This window comes from Olleya sp. R77988, assembly GCF_044594215.1.
GTDB lineage: Bacteria > Bacteroidota > Bacteroidia > Flavobacteriales > Flavobacteriaceae > Olleya.
This window is the reverse complement of sequence record NZ_CP138988.1, coordinates 944605-964674: the sequence shown is the minus strand read 5'-3', so window position 1 is coordinate 964674 and position 20070 is coordinate 944605. Positions and strand designations below refer to the sequence as shown.

General features: G+C 30.7%; 21 protein-coding genes. 4 read left to right on the top strand and 17 right to left on the bottom strand.

The window, feature by feature from the left end:
- Window positions 1-31: 31 nt before the first annotated feature.
- The 11 genes from atpA to SJY17_RS04235 form a co-directional block, all read right to left on the bottom strand.
- A complete protein-coding gene (atpA, locus tag SJY17_RS04285; protein ID WP_397364243.1) occupies window positions 32-1612 on the bottom strand; it encodes a F0F1 ATP synthase subunit alpha in 1581 nt (526 codons plus the stop codon).
- 6 nt (window positions 1613-1618) lie between these two features.
- Window positions 1619-2155, bottom strand: a complete 537-nt coding sequence (gene atpH, locus SJY17_RS04280; protein ID WP_397364242.1) for an ATP synthase F1 subunit delta — start codon at window positions 2153-2155, stop codon at window positions 1619-1621.
- Between the two features lie 7 nt (window positions 2156-2162).
- Window positions 2163-2663 carry a F0F1 ATP synthase subunit B gene (locus SJY17_RS04275; RefSeq protein ID WP_397364241.1) on the bottom strand — a complete coding sequence of 167 codons (501 nt, stop codon included), beginning with the start codon at window positions 2661-2663 and terminating at the stop codon, window positions 2163-2165.
- A gap of 92 nt (window positions 2664-2755) precedes the next feature.
- Window positions 2756-2944 carry an ATP synthase F0 subunit C gene (gene atpE, locus SJY17_RS04270; RefSeq protein ID WP_013993139.1) on the bottom strand — a complete coding sequence of 63 codons (189 nt, stop codon included), beginning with the start codon at window positions 2942-2944 and terminating at the stop codon, window positions 2756-2758.
- A 37-nt stretch (window positions 2945-2981) separates the two neighbouring features.
- A complete protein-coding gene (gene atpB, locus SJY17_RS04265) occupies window positions 2982-4127 on the bottom strand; it encodes a F0F1 ATP synthase subunit A (RefSeq protein ID WP_397364859.1) in 1146 nt (381 codons plus the stop codon).
- Between the two features lie 141 nt (window positions 4128-4268).
- Window positions 4269-4655: a DUF6168 family protein gene (locus tag SJY17_RS04260; protein WP_397364240.1), complete on the bottom strand. Its 387-nt coding sequence runs from the start codon at window positions 4653-4655 to the stop codon at window positions 4269-4271.
- A 7-nt stretch (window positions 4656-4662) separates the two neighbouring features.
- Window positions 4663-4881 (bottom strand): AtpZ/AtpI family protein, encoded by a 219-nt coding sequence (locus SJY17_RS04255; protein WP_397364239.1) that lies wholly within the window; start codon window positions 4879-4881, stop codon window positions 4663-4665.
- The gene (locus tag SJY17_RS04250; RefSeq protein ID WP_397364238.1) at window positions 4853-5239 is read right to left on the bottom strand and encodes a polymer-forming cytoskeletal protein; all 387 of its coding nucleotides are present in this window, start codon (window positions 5237-5239) and stop codon (window positions 4853-4855) included. Before SJY17_RS04250 ends, SJY17_RS04255 begins: the two co-directional genes overlap by 29 nt.
- A 12-nt stretch (window positions 5240-5251) precedes the next feature.
- Window positions 5252-7798 (bottom strand): hypothetical protein, encoded by a 2547-nt coding sequence (locus SJY17_RS04245; RefSeq protein WP_397364237.1) that lies wholly within the window; start codon window positions 7796-7798, stop codon window positions 5252-5254.
- Between the two features lie 147 nt (window positions 7799-7945).
- Window positions 7946-8656, bottom strand: coding sequence for an ABC transporter ATP-binding protein (locus SJY17_RS04240; RefSeq protein ID WP_397364236.1), 711 nt, complete (start codon window positions 8654-8656; stop codon window positions 7946-7948).
- 26 nt (window positions 8657-8682) lie between these two features.
- Window positions 8683-10149 carry a DUF5687 family protein gene (locus SJY17_RS04235; RefSeq protein WP_397364235.1) on the bottom strand — a complete coding sequence of 489 codons (1467 nt, stop codon included), beginning with the start codon at window positions 10147-10149 and terminating at the stop codon, window positions 8683-8685.
- Between the two features lie 152 nt (window positions 10150-10301).
- Between SJY17_RS04235 and SJY17_RS04230 the strand changes: the two genes are divergently transcribed.
- On the top strand, window positions 10302-11354 hold the full coding sequence (locus SJY17_RS04230; protein WP_397364234.1) for a 2Fe-2S iron-sulfur cluster-binding protein: 1053 nt from the start codon (window positions 10302-10304) through the stop codon (window positions 11352-11354).
- A gap of 187 nt (window positions 11355-11541) precedes the next feature.
- Here the strand turns inward: SJY17_RS04230 and SJY17_RS04225 are convergent, their stop codons facing one another.
- Window positions 11542-12522, bottom strand: coding sequence for a glycosyltransferase family 9 protein (locus SJY17_RS04225; protein WP_397364858.1), 981 nt, complete (start codon window positions 12520-12522; stop codon window positions 11542-11544).
- 116 nt (window positions 12523-12638) lie between these two features.
- Window positions 12639-13247: a DUF4254 domain-containing protein gene (locus SJY17_RS04220; protein WP_397364233.1), complete on the bottom strand. Its 609-nt coding sequence runs from the start codon at window positions 13245-13247 to the stop codon at window positions 12639-12641.
- Between the two features lie 112 nt (window positions 13248-13359).
- Here SJY17_RS04220 and upp point away from each other — a divergent pair, with 112 nt between their 5' ends.
- Complete coding sequence (gene upp / locus SJY17_RS04215; protein ID WP_397364232.1) at window positions 13360-14019, top strand: uracil phosphoribosyltransferase; 660 nt, start codon at window positions 13360-13362, stop codon at window positions 14017-14019.
- Here upp and SJY17_RS04210 read toward each other — a convergent pair.
- The gene (locus SJY17_RS04210) at window positions 14008-14931 is read right to left on the bottom strand and encodes a DUF6427 family protein (RefSeq protein WP_397364231.1); all 924 of its coding nucleotides are present in this window, start codon (window positions 14929-14931) and stop codon (window positions 14008-14010) included. The two genes, upp and SJY17_RS04210, sit on opposite strands and share 12 nt — an antisense overlap.
- Before the next feature lie 46 nt (window positions 14932-14977).
- Between SJY17_RS04210 and SJY17_RS04205 the strand changes: the two genes are divergently transcribed.
- Window positions 14978-15205 (top strand): uracil phosphoribosyltransferase, encoded by a 228-nt coding sequence (locus SJY17_RS04205; protein ID WP_397364230.1) that lies wholly within the window; start codon window positions 14978-14980, stop codon window positions 15203-15205.
- A gap of 3 nt (window positions 15206-15208) precedes the next feature.
- Here SJY17_RS04205 and purD read toward each other — a convergent pair whose 3' ends face one another.
- Window positions 15209-16480, bottom strand: a complete 1272-nt coding sequence (purD, locus tag SJY17_RS04200) for a phosphoribosylamine--glycine ligase (protein WP_397364229.1) — start codon at window positions 16478-16480, stop codon at window positions 15209-15211.
- 102 nt (window positions 16481-16582) lie between these two features.
- Between purD and SJY17_RS04195 the strand changes: the two genes are divergently transcribed.
- Window positions 16583-17890 (top strand): phenylacetate--CoA ligase family protein, encoded by a 1308-nt coding sequence (locus SJY17_RS04195; protein WP_397364227.1) that lies wholly within the window; start codon window positions 16583-16585, stop codon window positions 17888-17890.
- On the opposite strand, the gene SJY17_RS04190 is transcribed toward SJY17_RS04195, so the two are convergent.
- Window positions 17874-18653: a glycosyltransferase family 2 protein gene (locus SJY17_RS04190; RefSeq protein ID WP_397364225.1), complete on the bottom strand. Its 780-nt coding sequence runs from the start codon at window positions 18651-18653 to the stop codon at window positions 17874-17876. The genes SJY17_RS04195 and SJY17_RS04190 overlap by 17 nt on opposite strands.
- A gap of 2 nt (window positions 18654-18655) precedes the next feature.
- Complete coding sequence (locus SJY17_RS04185; protein ID WP_397364224.1) at window positions 18656-20065, bottom strand: exopolysaccharide biosynthesis polyprenyl glycosylphosphotransferase; 1410 nt, start codon at window positions 20063-20065, stop codon at window positions 18656-18658.
- Window positions 20066-20070: the final 5 nt, after the last annotated feature.

The following is a 20070-nucleotide window of genomic DNA, read 5'->3' as shown; positions in this document are numbered from 1 at the left end:
AATAAGATTCCCACTTTCGTGGGAATGTTAATTATGCTCTATATTTAGCTGATAAGTCTTTACATACAGTCATTAATGTATCTGTAACCTCATCTGTTAATTTACCTGCTTTTAAAGTATCTAAAACACCTCTATGCTTAGCATTTAAGAATTCGATATAATCTCTTTCAAATTCTTTTACTTTGTTTACTGGTACGTCTTTTAATAAGTTTTTAGATCCAGCATAAATAATTGCTACTTGATCTTCTACTGTAAACGGATCGTTTTGACCTTGCTTTAAGATCTCTACATTACGCTTACCTTTATTAATTACGTTTAATGTAACTGCATCTAAATCTGATCCAAATTTAGCAAACGCTTCAAGCTCACGATATTGTGCTTGGTCTAATTTTAAAGTACCAGATACTTTTTTCATTGATTTAATCTGTGCATTACCTCCAACACGAGATACAGAAATACCTACGTTAATTGCTGGACGTACACCAGAGTTAAATAAATCTCCATCTAAGAAAATTTGTCCGTCTGTAATAGAAATTACGTTTGTTGGAATATATGCTGATACGTCACCTGCTTGTGTTTCAATAATTGGTAATGCTGTTAAAGATCCACCACCTTTTACGATTGGCTTTAATGAGTCTGGTAAGTCATTCATTTCTTTAGCAATAGCATCATTATTAATGATCTTTGCAGAACGCTCTAATAATCTTGAGTGTAAGTAAAATACATCTCCAGGATACGCCTCACGTCCTGGTGGACGTCTTAATAATAAAGACACCTCACGATAAGCAACTGCTTGTTTTGATAAATCATCAAATACAATTAAAGCTGGTCTACCAGTATCTCTAAAATACTCTCCAATAGATGCTCCTGTAAAAGGTGCATAAACTTGCATTGCAGCAGGATCTGATGCATTTGCAGCTACTATTGTAGTATATGCTAAAGCTCCTTTTTCTTCTAAAGTTTTAGCAATAAGTGCTACTGTTGAAGCCTTCTGCCCAACTGCAACATATATACAATATACAGGCTCACCTGCATCGTAAAATTCTTTTTGATTTAAAATAGCGTCAATACAAACTGCTGTTTTACCAGTTTGACGGTCACCAATTACCAACTCACGTTGACCTCTACCAACTGGTATCATAGCATCAATTGCTTTAATACCTGTTTGTAATGGCTCTGTTACTGGCTCTCTGTAGATAACTCCAGGTGCTTTACGCTCTAAAGGCATCTCATAAGTTTCGCCAGTTATTGGTCCTTTACCATCAATTGGGTTACCAAGTGTATCTACAACACGCCCAACAATACCTTCTCCTACTTTAATAGAAGCAATACGATTAGTACGTTTTACTGTAGATCCTTCTCTAACTCCTACTGAAGTTCCTAATAGTACAATACCAACATTATCTTCTTCAAGATTAAGTACGATACCTTCTAATCCACCATCAAATTCTACTAACTCACCATATTGTGCGTTAGCTAATCCGTATGCACGAACGATACCATCTCCTACTGTTAATACTGTTCCAACTTCGTCCAATGAAGCGCTTGCTTCAAAACCTGAAAGTTGTTGTTTTAAGATTGCTGATACTTCAGCTGGTTTTACTTCTGCCATTTTATTTTAATTTAAAGTAAATTCTCTTTTCAATTTATTTAATTGGTTAGCGATACTAGCATTATACTCTGTATCTCCAACACGTAAAATGAAACCACCTAAAATGCTTTCATCTACTATATTTTTTACTGCTGTTTCTTTTCCTGTTAACTCTTTAACTTTAGCTAAAACTTTAGTCTCTAATGCTTCTGTTAAAGGTACTGCTGTAGTCACTACTGCAATCTGACTTCCTTTTTGTTGTTCAAATAAAGTCGTGTATTTTGATGCTACTGCTGCTAATAAATCTGTACGCTTATTAGCTATTAGTGTATCTATTAAATTAACCGTTGCTGGGTTTATACCTTTAAAGATTTCTAATAAAGCAGATTTTTTTATAGCCGAAGTAATTACAGGACTATAAAGCATGTCTTTTAAGTCTTTACTTTGTGCAACTGTATTGCTTATTAGCTCCATGTCATTATTTACAACCTCAGCTGTATTATTATCTGTAGCTAAACTTAAAACTGCTTTTGCGTAACGTATTGCTGCTCTTTCTCCTGCCATCTTTTGACTAGTTTAATTTTGCATCACCTAACATAGACTCAACTAATTCTAATTGCTTGTCTTTGTTTGATAATTCTTGACGTACTACTTTTTCTGCAATGTCTATAGATAAACTTGACACATGATTTTTTAATTCTGCCATAGCAGATTTTTTTTCGCTTTCAATAGCAGCTTGTGCTTGAGCAATCATATTGTTTGCTTGCGTTTGTGCTTCTGTTTTAGCGTCTTCAATCATTGTGTTTTTCATCTCACGTGCTTCTTTAAGCATAGCTTCACGCTCTGCACGTGCTTCTTTTAAAAGATTTGCATTATCTGCTTGAAGATTTTGCATTTCTAATTTTGCTTTTTCAGCTGCATCTAATGCTCCTTGGATACCTTCTTCTCTTTCGTTTAAAGAGTTCATGATTGGTTTCCATGCAAACTTTACCATTAAAAATATTAATAGTAAAAGTAATATGGTTTGAACTACAAATAGTCCTGGTGAAAAATCGTTTAATAACTTGTCCATACTTAAATGTATATAAAATTTTTTCTTCTTAATTTAAAAACACAACCTGCAACCAACCGTTGCAGATTTGTGTTTTAAAGTTTTAATGCTGCTTATTTTCCTAAGAATAAAGCACCAAATGCTAACCCTTCTAAAAGTGCTGCAATAATAATCATCGCTGTTTGGATTTTTCCAGTTGCTTCTGGTTGACGAGCAATACCTTCCATTGCTTTTCCACCAATTTGTCCTAGACCAATTCCTGCTCCGATTACGATTAAACCTGCTCCAATTAAATTGTACATAATAAATAGATTTATAGTTAAATTAAAAATACTCTTGTTAAATGAAATCTGCTCTGACATCTTCTGCGTCAGGGACTTCGTGACCATGCTCATCATGATCGTGTTCGTGATCGTGCTCTGCTACTGCCATACCAATAAATAATGCTGAAAGCATTGTAAAGATATATGCTTGTAAAAAAGCAACTAACACTTCAATTAATGTTATAAAAAATGATAATACTAATGATAACCCTGTAGCACCTACGACACCTAAAGATTTCTTTAAGGTGAACATTATTGCTATCAAACTCATGACAACAATGTGACCTGCTGAAATGTTTGCGAATAAACGTACTAATAATGAGAATGGCTTAATTACCAATGCTCCTGCTAATTCTATAATTGCCAATACTGGACGAATTAAAATTGGCACTCCTGGCATCCATAAGATGTGCATCCAATAGTCTTTATTACCACTTACTGTATAAATAACTAAAGTAAATATTGCTAAACAAGCAGTTACTGCTAACTGTCCTGTTACGTTAAAACCAAATGGAGTTAATCCTAATAAGTTTAATATCCAGATAAAAAAGAATACTGTCATTAAATAACCTGTAAACCTTCTGTAATGCTTCTCTCCAATATTTGGTCTAGCAATTTCATCTCTTACATATAATACTAATGGCTCTAATACACGTCCAAATCCTGTTGGAATTGCTTTCTTTTTGTATTGTCTTGCTAAACGCGAAAACCAGAATAACATTAATAATCCAATAAGTAATACACCAACCACACTTTTAGTGATTGAAAAGTCTAAAAGTTTATGTGCATTTGTTGCGTGATGTGTATCGTCAAAAGCAACGGTAGATGCTCCTGCTTCAAGTTCGTAAATTTTAGAGTGAATCTTAGCGAATTTCATTCCGTTTTTCTCTACGATTACATGACCATCATCATTATGATGAAACTCAGACGACATAAAAGTTGTTAAACCATTACTTGTCCATATAATTACTGGTAAAGGAAAACCAAAGTGTTTACGTTCTCCAGCATCATTTGTATAAGAAAACAAATTAAAATCGTGAGAATCTTTAATGTGATGCAAGATATATTCTTCCACCTCTGTTTTTGTATCTACCTGACCACCATCTTTATGACCCTCTGTTGTTGGGTTTTCAGCCAACACAGAAGTTCCTGCAAAAAGCATTGAGATAATGACGAAAAATTTAAAAGTTTGTTTAGCTACCTTCATTGTTAAAAAAATCAAAAAAACTGTGTTTTTAAATTCCGTGCAAAGGTATGTAATTATTTGAAAATAAATTTAATTTTTCTTCAATAAGTTTAATCGCTATTTCTTGTTCAAAATATTAGCAATAAAATAGACCTCTAAAAACAAAAAGAGAAATAATGGAATTAGTAGGTTTAAGCTTTCTAGTCTACTTAAATTTTCAATACCCAAAAGTGTGTCTTTAAAAGCTGCTGCAAAGAATAAAAACTTAGTTATAAATGCAAAAATGTAAACAAAACCAAGTTGAGACGACCATTTTAAAGACTTAGAAAGCATTAAAAAACCAGCACTAATTATAAAGGACACTATAAAATGAAAAATATAAATGGACAATAACGAAAATCTTAGCTGAAAATCTGATGCTTTTAAGATAGCTTGATGAGCAAAAAAAGAAACTGCAAATAAAACAGAAAACGATACAAGATAAACACTGATTTTTTTAATCATATTTTAATTATTTGTCTTTAGACATTTTTAAAACTTGACTAATAACTAGGTACATTGAAGCAAAGACCGCTAATAATGTGACTATGTTTTCCCAATAAATTGTTTGATATTTAGTATCCAACCAAGCTCCTAAAAGATTACCTAACCAAATGGTTCCTCCCATTTGAAATGCAACAGAAGTAAACCTTAAATATGGACTAGGCTGTTTTTTTGGTTTTTGACCCACTATTTAGTTCTTTTACTGTGGTTTTCATAACGCAAGACACGTTAAAAGTTGCTCCAGGCTCAACTGCTAATTTTTGTGTCACAACATCACCTTCTATATGTGCTGAAGACTTTAAAGTTAATGTTTCTGTTAACTCTAAAACACCTTTTAGTTTTCCTTCAAAATAGGCATTACTACATTCTAACTTACCAGTAATCTCACCATCTTTTCCAACAACGACTTTTCCTGGTGTTTTAATATTTCCTTCTATTATACCATCAACACGTAAATCTCCTTCACTAAAAAAATCACCAACTATTTTAGTTCCTTTTGCTATTATGTTTTGAATTGACAACTGATCCTGCTGCTTATTTTTCATCTTTTAGGGAGATTATGATTTTTCTAAATACTGTTTTAAATTTTTATGAATTTGAAGAATGCTATAATTTTCTGTCGAAATTCCAAAATTTGGTTTTGATACTTTATACTTGTCTTCTGTTCTAATCATATCCACATAACCTTTTGCTCCTTCTATGCTTCTTAAACCATGTATTACTACAAATGTAATTTCTGGATTAAAAATATCTATAGATGTATTTAAGGTTTTGTAATTGTTTTTCTGATTAACATCGTCTAATGTTTTCTTAAAGTTAGCTATTGCTTCTGTTTGACTTGTTTTAAACTGATAAACAGTTTTAAAACTAGTCCCTTCTGTATCTAGCTTAAACTCTTTTTTAGACACCGATTTTAAACTGTTTACAATTGCTTGTGCTTGTGTTGCCTCTTCTGTATTAGCATAAGCCAATGCTACATCATTTAAACCATCTACATAAGCTTGATATCCATTAAGTCTTCCGTTTGCAGTCGCTTTTAGTAATGCAAATTTTGGTACAATAGCATCTCCATCAAAAAAGGTCATATACTTTTTTGACTTTGTAATAACTTGACCATAATCTTGATTTTCTAATAACTTGTAAGTCGCTTCATAAAGACTTTCTGGACTACTCTCGTCTCTAATTGCTGCTAATTCAGGATTTTTTAAAATCTCTGCATATCTTGAGCTTGCGTAATTAGATATAATATCTTTTTTGGTTGTTGACGCTTCTTGATTTTGACCTAAAATATCATAAATTTTATATAGGTTATACTTAGAAGGCAGTATTAATTTATCTTCTGGTAAGCTTGCTAATAAATTTAAAAACTTGCTTTTAGACAACTCATACTCTTTAAACTTCTCTTTATATATTAATCCTAATTGGTAATAAGCATAGTTACGTTCCTTTTTAATACTATCTACTTCTTTTTTTGTAGAAGGAATTTGAGATAGGTAATATTCTGGATCTAATAAAACATCATCCTCTCCATTTATAGCAACTGCATCAGGTCCTGTTTGATTATTAAAAACACCACCTCTTGCAGAAGACCATCTCCAATTATCTTCGTTTTTACGGTCTCCCCAAATGCGTGAAAACTCGTTTTTACCATAAGACACTGTGCTTTGGTTATAAAAATAAAAGTTAGAGCTTGCTCCTGGCAAACCTCCTCTTGGTTTATTTACATTGTCTATTGGTGTATTAGTTGTCGCTAATCCCTTTTTACGTTCTTCAATCTCAAGACGCTCTTGTTCTTTTTTAAGTTTTTCTTTAAGCAGGTTAGTATGTTCTTTAAAAAAGGCTAGACGCTGTGCTTCTGGCATTTTTACAATTTTAAGAATACTATCATTGGTTTCTGCAACACCTTCGTAATAAATAACATCGTCAAGGTTTTCGCGTTTACGCTTAATAGTTCTGTATGGTTTGCTGTTTTTAACCATACTTGTCATTGTACTATCAAAATAGGCTCCTGCTGTTTTGTAGCTATTTCTATCAAAATAAAAATCTCCTAAAGTCTCATAGTTTTTAGCTACTAATATTTTGTCTTTAGAATCTTCTCTTAAAGATTTATTATAATAAGAAACTGCTAAAGAATCAAACTGATTTGTAAGATGAAACTCGGCTATTTGGTGGTAAATCTTATCTAAATATGGACGATTTTCTCTATCCTTTTCTAATTTAGTTAATTGTTTTAAAAAGGCAACTTTATCTCCTGATGAATAATCAAAATTCTTAGCTTTTTCAACATGAGCTGCCATTAGGTAGCGACGTGGAATTTTACGATTTAGATTTAAAACCTCATCAAATGCAGAATTAGCACTATCCTTGTAAGTTAAAGCATTGTATAATTGTCCTTTGATAAATTGGAAACGACCTTTTTCGTCATTTTTTTTAGTGACTTCAGCAGCAATTTTCATTTGTACTAAAGCACTATCCAGAGATTTGGTATTAATATAAGCTTGTGCTAATATTGAAGTAGCATCTGCCAACTCTTGATCATCTAACTCTTCCTGTTCTAATAGTCTTTTTAAGTTTTTAATAGCTAGCTCGTCGTTTTCTAAACGAATATTGGTTTTTTCTCTCCAAACTTTAGCTGTATTAATCTTATCTGATGCTGGATATTTATATAAAATGTAGTTAAAAGCTTCTAGTGCAGGGACAAAACGTTGGTCAAAATACCTAGCTTGACCTAAAAGTAAATAAGCTTCATCCATTTGCGGATTATACTCTTTACCTTGTATATTCATTCCGTGTTTTTGGATTGCTTTTACAGCTTTTTCTTCTGCTTTTGTAAAGTCTTGATTTTTAGATTGACCAGGTAAAACAATCTCTTCGTTAACTTGCATACGCTCTATCGGAAGGAGTTCCCAATAGTTATCATTGTATCCGTTATTTAAGTTTTCTCTACCTTGCTCTAAAGCGTTAGAGCCATTAAAAAGCGCGTTATACTCTCCAGTTACCGCATGAAAGTTACGATTAATGAAACTGTTTTTTTTTCTAGAACAACTTGTTATTGTTGCTATAGCAAGAACAGAAATTATGGAGATTTTATATACTATTTTCAATGCTTATTATTTTATGTATTACATAAACTGTTTGTTAGCTATTTTATTATATAAAATTGCTCACAAGTGCGTAAAAATAAGCATCTTTTTGTCTTTTTGCCAAAAAATGAACTGAAACTTCTAAGTTTTAAAAAAACTAAGTTGTTTTTAAGCTGGATTTATTGCGCCTCCAAAATGCGCTTCTAATTCCTTTAAAGTAGCATCACTAGTCTTAATATCTTTAATGACTTGTCCTTTTTCAAGCACAACAATACGCTCGCAAACATCTGTAACGTGAGATAAATCGTGACTTGAAACTAAAACAGTTACTCCGTTTTTTTCTGCTAAATCTTTTATTATTTTTTTTAATCTAATTTGGGTTGTTGGATCAAGGTTTGCAAAAGGCTCGTCCAAAACAATCACTTCTGGATTACCAATAAGTGCAGCGACAATACCTGCTTTTTTCTGATTTCCTTTACTTAAGTCACGAAGATATTTTTTCTTCCCAATGATTTCTCCATTAAAAAACTCTTCAAATTGAGATAAAAAAGACTTAATGTCTGCTTTATTCATACCTCTTAAATCACCAATAAAGTTAAAATACTCTTCTGGTGTTAGGTAGCCTATTAAAAAGGATTCGTCTATGAATGAGCCTGTAAAGTTTTTCCAATCTTCACTTTCGCTAACAACAATATTATTGTTTTTAATTTGTCCAGTTGTTGGTCTAATTAAATCTAATAAAATATTAAATAAGGTTGTTTTACCTGCACCATTATTACCAACTAAACCAAAACTTTGTCCAGTTGGAATATCTATAGATGCTACATTTAAAACTTCTGCTTTTCCGTATTTTTTTGAAACATTTTCTATTGTAATCATAGTTTTCTCTTTAAATTTTGTGTGTATTATGCTTCTTTTCCAAAAGCATCAATCATGACGTATTTGCTTTTTATATATTGTTTTTCGATTAAATTCATAAAGTAATTTTTAAAAACTAATCCTAAAACACCAATAACTGCTAATGCAATAAAACCTAAGTGATGGCCAACAAATTTATCGAACACCCAAAATAATAACATTGGAAACAACATTAAAGGAATTATAATTACAAACTGTGTAATACTAGTCCCTTGCGTATTACCAAATCCGCTTTTATTTAAATCAATTCGTTTTTTATTAAAAGAACCTGCAAATAATAAAAATAACGAGTTGAAACCTATATTAAATATTGCTCCTGCTGTTATCATTAAAAATATGTCTACTCCAAAATATAAATAAGGAATACTTAATAGGTATAAAATTGCTGTCATGGACACCATTAAAACCCATTTGGATTCTAAAAACTTACGGTATCTAAAACTCTGACTCATTAACATTTTATAATGTGCACTGTCCCAAGCAGGAATAAATTGTCCATAATTTAATGAAAAACCACCTGTTATAAATAACGCAGCAAACATTAACATAGCTGGCATTTTACTATAAACGTCATTTGTATAAAATATTAGCCCATAAAAAAGAAACAAGAAAGACATTAAAAACACTGTTTTTGTGCGTTTGTTTCTCCAGATTAATCTAATATCGTTTTTTATAAAAGGTGCTACGTCTCCAAATTTGTCAGCCCAAGATAAATCTGCAGACTGCGCTTCTTTTACTTTTTTAGTGACTGCCTCGTCTAAATAAACAAGGTTTCGTAATTGCTTATAATTTAAGTAATATAACCCAACCAAAACAATAATACCAATTAACGAATATATTGGGTTTGCATAAATAGCATCAAAAATTTGACCTCCAAACCCAACAACATCAAAAATTTCAAATTTTTGAATTGCTATTAAACCAACCAATATTGTTACAATGCTACCTAATGCAATATTGTTTTTATTAATTAAAAAGTTTAAAAAATTAGCTGACTGAATAATTAAAAACATAGTAAATAACCATCCTAAAACACCAGCAACACTATAACCTTCTTTAATAAGTACTATTGAAAACGGAATGTAAAAAAACAAGCCTAATATATTAAACCCAGAGCCTGAAGATTTACCTAAAACATAGTGTACTAAAGTACTCTTTTTGATTGGTAAATGCAGCAGTGGTTTGATATTCATTACAGGTAATTTTTGCATTAAATACCTGAAAATCAAGTCTGCTAAAATTGCAAAAAGTAGGTAAGAGTTTACAATTTTTAAAGGATCTGCATCAGGAAACTCTTTCTTTAAAATATAATAACCAAAAACACCAATTGATAAAAACGTTAGAATAAAATAAAGCGCAAAAAAGCCAATTAATATTTTTACTGCTAAACTTTTTCCAAAATTAGCTGAACGGATAAAAGATTTCCATTCTAGGCTTATAAATTTACTAATCATATAAATAAGGTTTTGGTTTGGTTTAATATGTAAGTCTTTAAAAATATTGATTTGTTACAAACAAAATGTTATTTATTAAAATTAGGTATTAATTTTTACATAAATAAAAGGCTAAATGTTTTAGCTTCATTATTTTTACAAAAAATAATACCATGTCTCAATTTAACACACTTACAATATCCAACATAACACGTCAGACAGATAAATGTGTGACGCTTACTTTTACAGTTCCAGATCAATTAAAAAAGGATTACAATTTTAAAGCTGGACAATACATAACATTAAAGACTAATATTAATGGCAAGGATGTTAGACGAGATTACTCGTTGTGCTCTTCTCCGTCAAGCGGAAAACTAACCGTTGCTATTAAAGAGGTTGAAAACGGAACATTTAGTACCTATGCCAACCAAAAGTTACAAGAAGGACAGACTTTAGAAGTTGCAAAACCACAAGGTCGTTTTGTTTTTGAACCTAATACTGAAGCGACTAGAACCATAGCAGCTTTTGCTGCAGGAAGTGGAATAACACCAATTTTAAGCATTGCTAAAACAGTACTAACCGAAGAATTAAATAGTGATTTTGTTTTGGTATATGGAAACAAAACTAGTAACGACACTATTTTTTTAAACGAATTATTAATGCTTCAAAACCAATATAAAGATCGTTTTTTTATTCAGTTTTTAAACAGTCAATCTCAGGAAGACAATGCCTTATTTGGACGTATAGAAAAAAGTACAGTTAACTTAATTGTTAAAAATAAGTATAAGGATGTAACCATTGATGCTTTTTATTTATGTGGGCCAGAAGCCATGATAAACACAGTAAAAGAGGTGTTAAACGAAAATAACGTAGATCAAAACAATATTCATTTTGAATTATTTACTGCTTCTGAAACTACTACACCAAATGTAAATGTTAGTGAAGGTGAAACCGAAATAACAGTTACAGTAGATGATGAGACAGAAACCTTTACCATGTCTCAAAAACAAACCGTTTTAGATGCTGCTTTAAAACAAGATTTAGATGCACCATATTCTTGTCAAGGTGGTGTATGTAGTAGTTGTATTGCCAGAATTATAGATGGTAAAGCAACCATGCGACAAAACAACATTTTAACAGATGCAGAAGTAGCAGAAGGTTTAATACTAACCTGTCAAGCACATCCAACAACCTCAACATTAGTTGTGGATTATGATGATGTTTAAACCGTTTATCGATTTTATTTACTTTTTATCGAAAGAGCATTAAAAGTGAGTGAAATATATTCTTTTTCTTACTTAACAAAGTAATTTAGCTAAAGATTATAACGCTAAAAATTTGTTAGTTTAAGGGATAATATTAATATATTATATAGTAGTTAAAATCAATAAACCTCACTAATGTGAGGTTTTTTTATGCTTTTAAAATTGTGTTTACTTTACTTGTAATTAACTCAGGTTTAATACTACCTGCAATTAACAAGTACTCTTCAGGATACGTGTTACCATACACAGAGGTAGGTGTTTTAGGATATACTGTTCTATCCGGAATTAAATTATAAGATTCTGGTTGATTGAAAGCTCCAAATCCAGCATAAGGATGCGTTACACCCCAAATAGTTAAAACTTTTACACCAAGCATAGCTGCCAAATGTGCGTTTCCAGAATCCATAGATATCATTATATCTAAATTAGAAATAAGATCTAACTCTTCATTTAAACTATATTTTCCAGCGACATTTAAAACATTTTCTGAAGAATTAATTAAAGTATCTAACTGTTTTTTATCCGATTTGCCTCCAAATAAAAAGATAGAATAGGTTTTACTTAATATATCAATCACCTCTTTTAATTGAGTTAAAGGATACATTTTAGATTGGTATTGTGCAAAAGGTGCAATACCAATCCATTGTTTTTTATCTTGAATTTTTCTGGTGTCTAAAACCTGCTTTGGTAGTGTCTTTTTTTCTGGAAAACTAGGGTTTTCTAACTCTATTTTAAATCCTAATTTTTTAAATACATCAGCATAACGTTGGTGTGTGGTTTTTAAAGGTTTAAAAAAATCACCTTTAATTAAAGCTTTCTTTTCTGCCCTACCTTTATTAATCTGTACAAACTTTTTTCCGAAGAAAAATAATTTTAAAATCTTAGTTCTTAAAACATTGTGTAAATCTGCTACAGCATCAATATCAAGCGCTTTTAATTGTTTAGATAATTTATAAAGACCAAAAACACCTTTATGTTTTTGCTTTAAATCTATTGAAAAAACTGTGACGTTTTTTAAATCTCTAAAAAAGGGAGTAAAAAAAGGACGTGTTAAAACTGTTATTTTAACCTCAGGATTTTGAATAGAAAAAGCACGTAAAACTGGAACAGTCATAGCAACATCTCCCATTGCTGAAAGCCTAATAACTAAGATATGTTTTGGTGTATTTGTCAAACCTTTCCGTCTTTCAATTTATAAAAAAACCTTTCCTTTAATAAGGAAAGGTTTTTTTATAATAGTTGAATTTATTTTTGCCCTCTAAGTACAGGATTAAGTTCGTCGTCATTATACATTTTCATTTGCTTATATACTTTCATGTATTTGTCTCCTTTTTCAATGTCTGATAATAAGGTGTCTATTGCAGTACTTAAATCCACACGTTGTTCTAATAAAATGTCTAATTTAGTCTGACAAGTATTTCTATGAGCCTCAGTAGCATCTGTACGTGTAGCTTCTTCTTCCATGTGGTACACTTTTAAAGCTAAAATAGACAATCTATCAACTCCCCAAGCTGGACTTTCTGTATTAATAGTAGCATCATTTTTGGGTGTTGCTTCTTTATATTGCTCTAAAAAATAGCTGTCAATATACTCAACCATATCAGTTCTGTCTTGGTTTGAAGCGTCAATTTTTCGTTTAAGCGTTAAAGCTGCAACAGGATCTATTTGTGGATCACGTATAATATCCTCGTAATGCCACTGTACAGTATCTATCCAACATTTTCTGTATAAAAGATGTCCTAATAAATCTGCATTTTTGTCATAAATATTAGTAAATGGTTGGTCTACTGTGTTAATAACGTGGTATTTTTCTATTACGTCCTGAAATATTTTATTGGCTTTTGTACTAAACATATTATAATTTTTATGAGTGTAAAATTACACAATTTAAAATGAATTTTAGGTAGTGATATTTCTACCTTTTAAATTTTAGAGTAACTTTACTGAATCAAAGACCTTTTTAGCTATGCATATTCATAATTTATCTAAAACAAATTCGATTTTAAATCAGTTTATTGCTGAAATAAGAGATGTTTCCGTCCAAAAAGACAGTATGCGTTTTAGACGAAATATTGAGCGTATTGGTGAGGTTTTAGGTTACGAATTGAGTAAAAATCTGTCTTTTGAAACAAAAACCATTACTACTCCTTTAGCAACCATTGACAGTGAAGTGCCAAAAAATGATGTTGTTTTATGTTCTATATTAAGAGCTGGTGTCCCATTACATAATGGGTTATTAAATTATTTTGATCAAGCAGAAAATGCTTTTATTTCTGCTTACAGACACCATTTAGACAACCCAGAATCTTTTGAAATTGTTGTTGAATATCTTGCATGTCCAGACTTAACCGGAAAAACATTACTTCTAGCAGACCCAATGTTAGCAACTGGACAGTCTTTAGTGGCAACCTTTAAAGCGTTAGAACCTTTTGGTACACCAAAAGAGATTCATATTGTTGCAGTAATTGGTGCAGAAGCTGGTGTTGACTATTTAGAAAAAAAATTACCAAGTAATACTAACCTTTGGATTGCTGCAGTAGACAAAACGTTAAATAGTAAAGGATATATTGTTCCAGGATTAGGTGATGCTGGAGATTTAGCTTTTGGCGAAAAACTACAACACTAATAACACTATTGGTATAATAACTAGTAAGCCTAAAAACACTTCTTTAAACCATTTTTCCTCAATAGTTTCGATGTAATTTGTAATAATTACTGCTATTGGTGCAAATAAAAATAAAAACTCGCTTCCATTTTTTTTAGGAGCAAAAAGCACAATTATAGAAGCTATCATACAAGCAAAAAACAGCACTTTGTAGGATGGTCTGTAGCTTCTCATTTTCTTTTTAATATCTCTTAAATAAAATAAAGAAGACCATAACCCAAAAGATAATAACATGGTTATTGCTGTTATAAACTGTAGCGAGTTATAATTACTAAGGTCCAAATTAATGTTTGTATCTATAGGTAAAGCTTTTAAATAATCGTCATAAACAAGTAAAGAAAAACAAATAGCTAATAGCGCAACTGTTGCCAAGCCAATAAAAGGAACTAAATAATACTTTGGTGTTGTTTCAGAAAACAACAGTAATGCAATTAATATTAATGGAAAAAATAGAATAGCCCAAAAATAAAATAATGAGGCTGCACCTATTAATAAACCACTATCAAATAATTTTTTAATGACTTCCTTTTTAGATCTAATACTTATAATTCGTCTTAAGGCTAGTAAGGTAAAAAGGTTAGAGACTACTATTTTATAATCTAAAAATGCTTGAGGAATAGCTAGAAAAAATAGCGCAAAAACTAGGGTTTCGTAATTATTTTGTTGCGATAAAAAGTTTTTTGTAACTATAAAATTGAGTACCAAAATTGATAAAAAAGCTAAAGAAAAAACCCCAACACTTACCAAAACACTTGGGTTTTCATCCATTGCATTTGGGTATTTAAAAGACAACATAAAAAAAGCAATTAGCGTAATACTAAAAACAATTATAAAATTAATTGGTTTGGATTTACTAAAAATAGTTGTAATCATTAACTCTTTTTGTATTTTTGTACTATAAATATACTATTATATTATTATGAAAGATTTTTTTAACGCCATACAAGACTTATTTGTAAACGTATTATTTGCACCTTATGATGCATTAAGGGCTTTAGAGCTTGAAAGCTGGTGGGCTGCAAACTTTATGTCATGGATATTTGCAATTATTGGTTTAGTAGCCTTTACTTATTGGATGTTACAACTAAAAGCACATGCTGCTAACAACGAAGAAGACAAAAGCATTTCTTCTCATTCTTATTTATAAGACTTAAAGGTCAAACCCTATATCTTTACGATAATTCATCTTATCAAAATGTAGTTTTTCTATGTTTTGATAAGATTTTTTTATGGCTTCTTTATATGTTTCTCCATAACTAGTAATTGCCATTACACGACCACCAGAGGTTACTATATTACCTTCTTTTTGTTGTGCTCCAGCATGAAACACTAAAGAATCTTTAATGTTTTCTATTCCAGTAATTTCTTTTCCTTTTTCATAAGCTTCAGGATAACCACCAGACACTAACATGACTGTTGTAGCTGCACGAGGATCTATTTCAATTTCAATTTGATCTAATGTTTGATTAGCTACTGCCTCAAAAACATCTACTAAATCGTTTTTTAATCTTGGCAATACCACTTCAGTTTCTGGATCTCCTAAACGTACGTTATATTCGATAACTTTTGGATCGTCTCCAACTTTAATCAAACCAATAAATACAAATCCTTTATATGGTAAATTATCTTTTTGTAAACCTGCAATAGTTGGTTTTACAACTTGCTCTTCTACTTTATCTAAAAATGCCTGGTTAGCAAAAGGTACAGGAGAAATTGCTCCCATTCCACCAGTATTTAAACCAGTATCTCCTTCTCCAATGCGTTTATAATCTTTAGCAGTTGGTAAAACCTTATAGTTTTTACCATCTGTTAAAACAAAACAACTTAATTCTATTCCGTCTAAAAACTCTTCAATAACAACTTTTGTGCTTGCTTCACCAAACTTAGCATCTACCAACATGCTTTTTAATTCCGCTTTAGCGTCATTTAAATCATTTAAAATAACAACCCCTTTACCTGCTGCTAATCCATCTGCTTTAAGTACAAATGGTGGTTTTAGCGTTTCTAAAAAAGCATAACCATCTTTAACTGTTGTTTTATCAAAACTTTGGTAAGCAGCTGTTGGTATATTATGTCTATATAAAAACTCTTTTGCAAACTCTTTACTACCTTCTAATGTTGCTGCAGCTTGTTGTGGACCTATAACTGCTACATTTTTTAATGCATTATCTGCTAAAAAAAAGTCATGTACGCCTTGTACTAAAGGGTCTTCAGGACCAACAATAACCATTGTAATATGATTGTTTAAAACAACCTCTTTTATAGCCTCAAAATCTGTAACACTTACTGGTACATTTGTAGCTATTTGTGCTGTTCCTGAGTTTCCTGGAGCTACAAAAAGCGACTTACATTTAGGGCTTTGTTTAAGCTTCCAAGCTATTGTATGTTCTCTTCCTCCAGATCCTAATATTAAGATATTCATTATAGTAAAGTTGTTTGCACAAAAATAAATATTTAAAAGAATTTGATTGCCATTAAACCCAATAGTTTTTTATTTCTTTATTTTACAGAAAATTATTTAGAGTTGAAACTATTTGAATGGTCATTACGCTTAAAAGGCTTCCCAATAAATGAAGCTAAAAAGACTTTAGACGTTATAAAAAATTTAACGCCTGAGCAATACAGTAATTATTTAAGTAAGCAGTTGCGTGACATTGTGGCTTTTCATTTAGAGCATACTATTTTTTATAAAGATTTATGCAATGGGATTGATACCAAAAACTGGAATGAAATACCTGTTTTAACAAAAGCCGATTTACAACAACCTTTAGAAAATAGATTATCTGATAAATTTACACCCAAAACAGTTTATACCAATAAAACCTCTGGATCTTCAGGAACACCTTTTGTTTTTGCTAAAGATAATTTTGCTCATGCAATAACTTGGGTCACTTTTATGCAACGTTATGGTTGGTTTAATATTGATTTAAACACCTCAAAACAAGCGCGTTTTTATGGTATTCCTTTGGACACAAAAGGCTATTATAAAGAGCGTTTTAAGGATTGGTTAGGTAATCGCTATCGTTTTTCTGTATTTGATTTAAGTGATGCTGCTTTAGAAAAAGTATTACGCAAATTTAAACGTACTAAGTTTAATTATCTTAACGGTTATACTAGTGCAATTGTACAGTTTGCAAAATTTTTAGAGCAAAAAAACATCACTTTAAAAACTGTTTGCCCAACTTTAGAAGTCTGTATTGTAACCTCAGAAATGCTGTTTGATGATGATAAAGTATTACTTGAAACCCAATTTGGAATTCCTGTGGTTAACGAATATGGTGCTGCAGAATTAGGTTTGATTGCTTTCCAAAATAAAAATGATGATTGGTTAGTGAATAGCAACCATTTGTATGTCGAAATTTTAGACGATAACAATCAACCTGTACCTTATGGTAAAACAGGAAAAATAGTTATTACCGATTTATATAACAGAGCACATCCTTTTATACGTTATGAGCTTGGTGATTTAGGAAGTCTATCCCAAAAAAGCACTTTGCAACATCCAATATTAGATAGTTTAACTGGACGAACCAGTGATTTTATTGAACTACCAAGTGGTAAACTAGCAGCAGGATTAACCTTTTACTACGTTACTAAAACAGTAATGAGTAAAGATGCTAATGTTAAAGAATTTATTATTGAACAACTAGAAATTGATACATTTAAAATTAGTTACGTCGCTTCTAAAGCTTTAAACGAAGTACAAAAAGAAGCTGTGCAACTAGCTGTAGACAACTACTTAGAACCAAATCTTAAATTAATTTTTGAACAAGAAACTGTTTTAAAACGTCAAAAAAGCGGGAAGTTGAAGCAGTTTACTTCTTATTTATAGAAACTATCAATTTAGATTTTACAAAAAACTGTTCCCAAATAAACACACACATATAAAACAATGATTTTATTGTAGAAAAACCTAAACCCTTTTTATATACTAAATAATTAAATTTTAGCATCTCCATTTTGTTAGATGAAATAGAATTAGCTCTAACACGATAAAAGGCTAAAGATTCTTGAATACCTAAAGCAGGTTTTCCGGACTTTTTAATTGCAGACAACCATAGCAGCCAATCTTGACGCTTACGTAGGTTAGGAGATGTTATTTTGCCTAATGTGTTAACGTTATACATTCCTGTTAGGTTACCAATATAATTGGTTTTTAAATATTTGTTATAACTAAGTTTTGGCAATGCTTTTACTAATTTGTTTAGTGGATTACCTTCCTCATCCATTTGCTGGTAACTACTAAAAGAGACATCGCAATTATTGGTTTGCATAAAATTAACTTGGACTTCTAGTTTATTAGGTGCCCATAAATCGTCAGCATCTAAAAAAGCTACAAAATGACCTTTTGCTTCAGTTATCCCTTTGTTTCTGGATATTGCAGCTCCAGAATTAGTTTTGTTTTTTAAAAGTTTTATTTTAGGATTTTGTGAAATAAAATCTTGAGTTATCTCAATTGTATTGTCTGTAGAGCAATCATCAATAAGTAACAATTCCCAATTGGTATAAGTTTGGCTTAGAATACTATTTATTGTTGCCTCGATAAAGGCTTCAGAGTTATATAGTGGTGTTATTATAGAGACTAATGGTTTCACTTTTAATAGGCTTGTTTTTGTCCTTTAAAGACATTAATCATGGTCTGAAAAATAATTTTTAAGTCTAATACTAACGACCAATTTTCGATATAAAAATTATCGTATTTAATACGGTTTATAATGTCTTCGTCGTTTTTAATTTCGCCTCTATATCCTTTTATTTGGGCTAATCCTGTTACACCTGGTTTAACATTATGCCTAAACATAAAGTTGTATTTATCTATCTTTTTTGAATAGTCTTCTGTATAAGATAACATGTGTGGACGTGGTCCAACAACACTCATGTCTCCTTTTAAAACGTTGTAAAACTGAGGAAACTCGTCCAAACTAGTTTTACGCAAAAACTTACCAATTTTAGTAACACGTGTATCATTTTTTTTGATGTAAGTCCCTTTGACTATTTTATTGGTTTTTAAAGATCTAAACTTATAACAGTCAAACTCTTTATAATTAATCCCATTACGTTTGTGCTTATAAAACAATGATCCTTTAGATTCTAATTTTATTAAAATAAATAATAAAGGAGTTAACCAAGACATTACAAAAACAATTATTAGCAATGAAAATACAACATCAAAAATGCGTTTCATAAACTTATTAAAGTCATTATTTAAAGCTATTTCTGGCATTGACAATACTGGTAAGTAATTGTAATAATCTGTTTTAAGTCTTTTGGTTAATAATTTATTGGTTTTAGGTATAAACTTGATGTTACAATGATTAATTTCTGCATACTTAACAAAATCGTTGACTTGTTTTTCTGTTAGCTCATCAATTGCACAATAGATTTCGTCAACCTCTTTATTATCTTTTAAAAACTCAAAGCTATCGGTTATAGATCCTGTAAGTGTTTTTGTTTTAGAATCTGCAAAGGTTGCAATAATATTATATCCTAATTCTTTTCTTTTAGAAAATAATTGATTAAGCTCTTGTGCTCCTTCTCCTTTTCCGATAATTACAACACGTCTTACATTACCTTTTAAATAAGATCTGTATGTTTTTAAAGCATAAAAACTTAATAACTTAATTGCGCTAATTAATGAGAAACTGTAGAGTAAATATTTTAAGGTGTCAAATGCTTGAATGTTTATACTTCTAAAAACACCTATAAATGCAAAAACAATAATAGCAAATACTAAAAATTGTTTTATTAAAAGTGAAATAATATTAACTGCTGAAGTGTACCTATATACTTCATAAAATTTTATAAACGACGTAGAAACTAACCATAATACTATGGAATAAATTATATAAAGAAGATGCTTATTGTTAAGTAAAGCAGATGAAAAGAAATATAAGTTAGCTTCGTTAAAATTGAAAGAATAAAACGCTAATACATTTATGATAATAACATCAAAAATGATAAGAAAAGGTCTAAGTAACCATGAGTACCTTCCGCGTTTATACTCCATAGGCT

Excerpts from the sequence above, each read along its gene's own strand:
- SJY17_RS04240 (WP_397364236.1), bottom strand. The coding sequence starts at position 8,656 with ATGATTACAATAGAAAATGTTTCAAAAAAATACGGAAAAGCAGAAGTT.
- SJY17_RS04235 (WP_397364235.1), bottom strand. The coding sequence starts at position 10,149 with ATGATTAGTAAATTTATAAGCCTAGAATGGAAATCTTTTATCCGTTCA.
- atpE (WP_013993139.1), bottom strand. The coding sequence starts at position 2,944 with ATGTACAATTTAATTGGAGCAGGTTTAATCGTAATCGGAGCAGGAATT.
- SJY17_RS04250 (WP_397364238.1), bottom strand. The coding sequence starts at position 5,239 with ATGAAAAATAAGCAGCAGGATCAGTTGTCAATTCAAAACATAATAGCA.
- SJY17_RS04275 (WP_397364241.1), bottom strand. The coding sequence starts at position 2,663 with ATGGACAAGTTATTAAACGATTTTTCACCAGGACTATTTGTAGTTCAA.
- atpH (WP_397364242.1), bottom strand. The coding sequence starts at position 2,155 with ATGGCAGGAGAAAGAGCAGCAATACGTTACGCAAAAGCAGTTTTAAGT.
- SJY17_RS04220 (WP_397364233.1), bottom strand. The coding sequence starts at position 13,247 with ATGTTTAGTACAAAAGCCAATAAAATATTTCAGGACGTAATAGAAAAA.
- purD (WP_397364229.1), bottom strand. The coding sequence starts at position 16,480 with ATGAATATCTTAATATTAGGATCTGGAGGAAGAGAACATACAATAGCT.
- SJY17_RS04260 (WP_397364240.1), bottom strand. The coding sequence starts at position 4,655 with ATGATTAAAAAAATCAGTGTTTATCTTGTATCGTTTTCTGTTTTATTT.
- atpB (WP_397364859.1), bottom strand. The coding sequence starts at position 4,127 with ATGCTTTTTGCAGGAACTTCTGTGTTGGCTGAAAACCCAACAACAGAG.
- SJY17_RS04225 (WP_397364858.1), bottom strand. The coding sequence starts at position 12,522 with ATGGGAGATGTTGCTATGACTGTTCCAGTTTTACGTGCTTTTTCTATT.
- SJY17_RS04210 (WP_397364231.1), bottom strand. The coding sequence starts at position 14,931 with ATGATTACAACTATTTTTAGTAAATCCAAACCAATTAATTTTATAATT.
- atpA (WP_397364243.1), bottom strand. The coding sequence starts at position 1,612 with ATGGCAGAAGTAAAACCAGCTGAAGTATCAGCAATCTTAAAACAACAA.
- SJY17_RS04230 (WP_397364234.1), top strand. The coding sequence starts at position 10,302 with ATGTCTCAATTTAACACACTTACAATATCCAACATAACACGTCAGACA.
- SJY17_RS04205 (WP_397364230.1), top strand. The coding sequence starts at position 14,978 with ATGAAAGATTTTTTTAACGCCATACAAGACTTATTTGTAAACGTATTA.
- upp (WP_397364232.1), top strand. The coding sequence starts at position 13,360 with ATGCATATTCATAATTTATCTAAAACAAATTCGATTTTAAATCAGTTT.
- SJY17_RS04185 (WP_397364224.1), bottom strand. The coding sequence starts at position 20,065 with ATGGAGTATAAACGCGGAAGGTACTCATGGTTACTTAGACCTTTTCTT.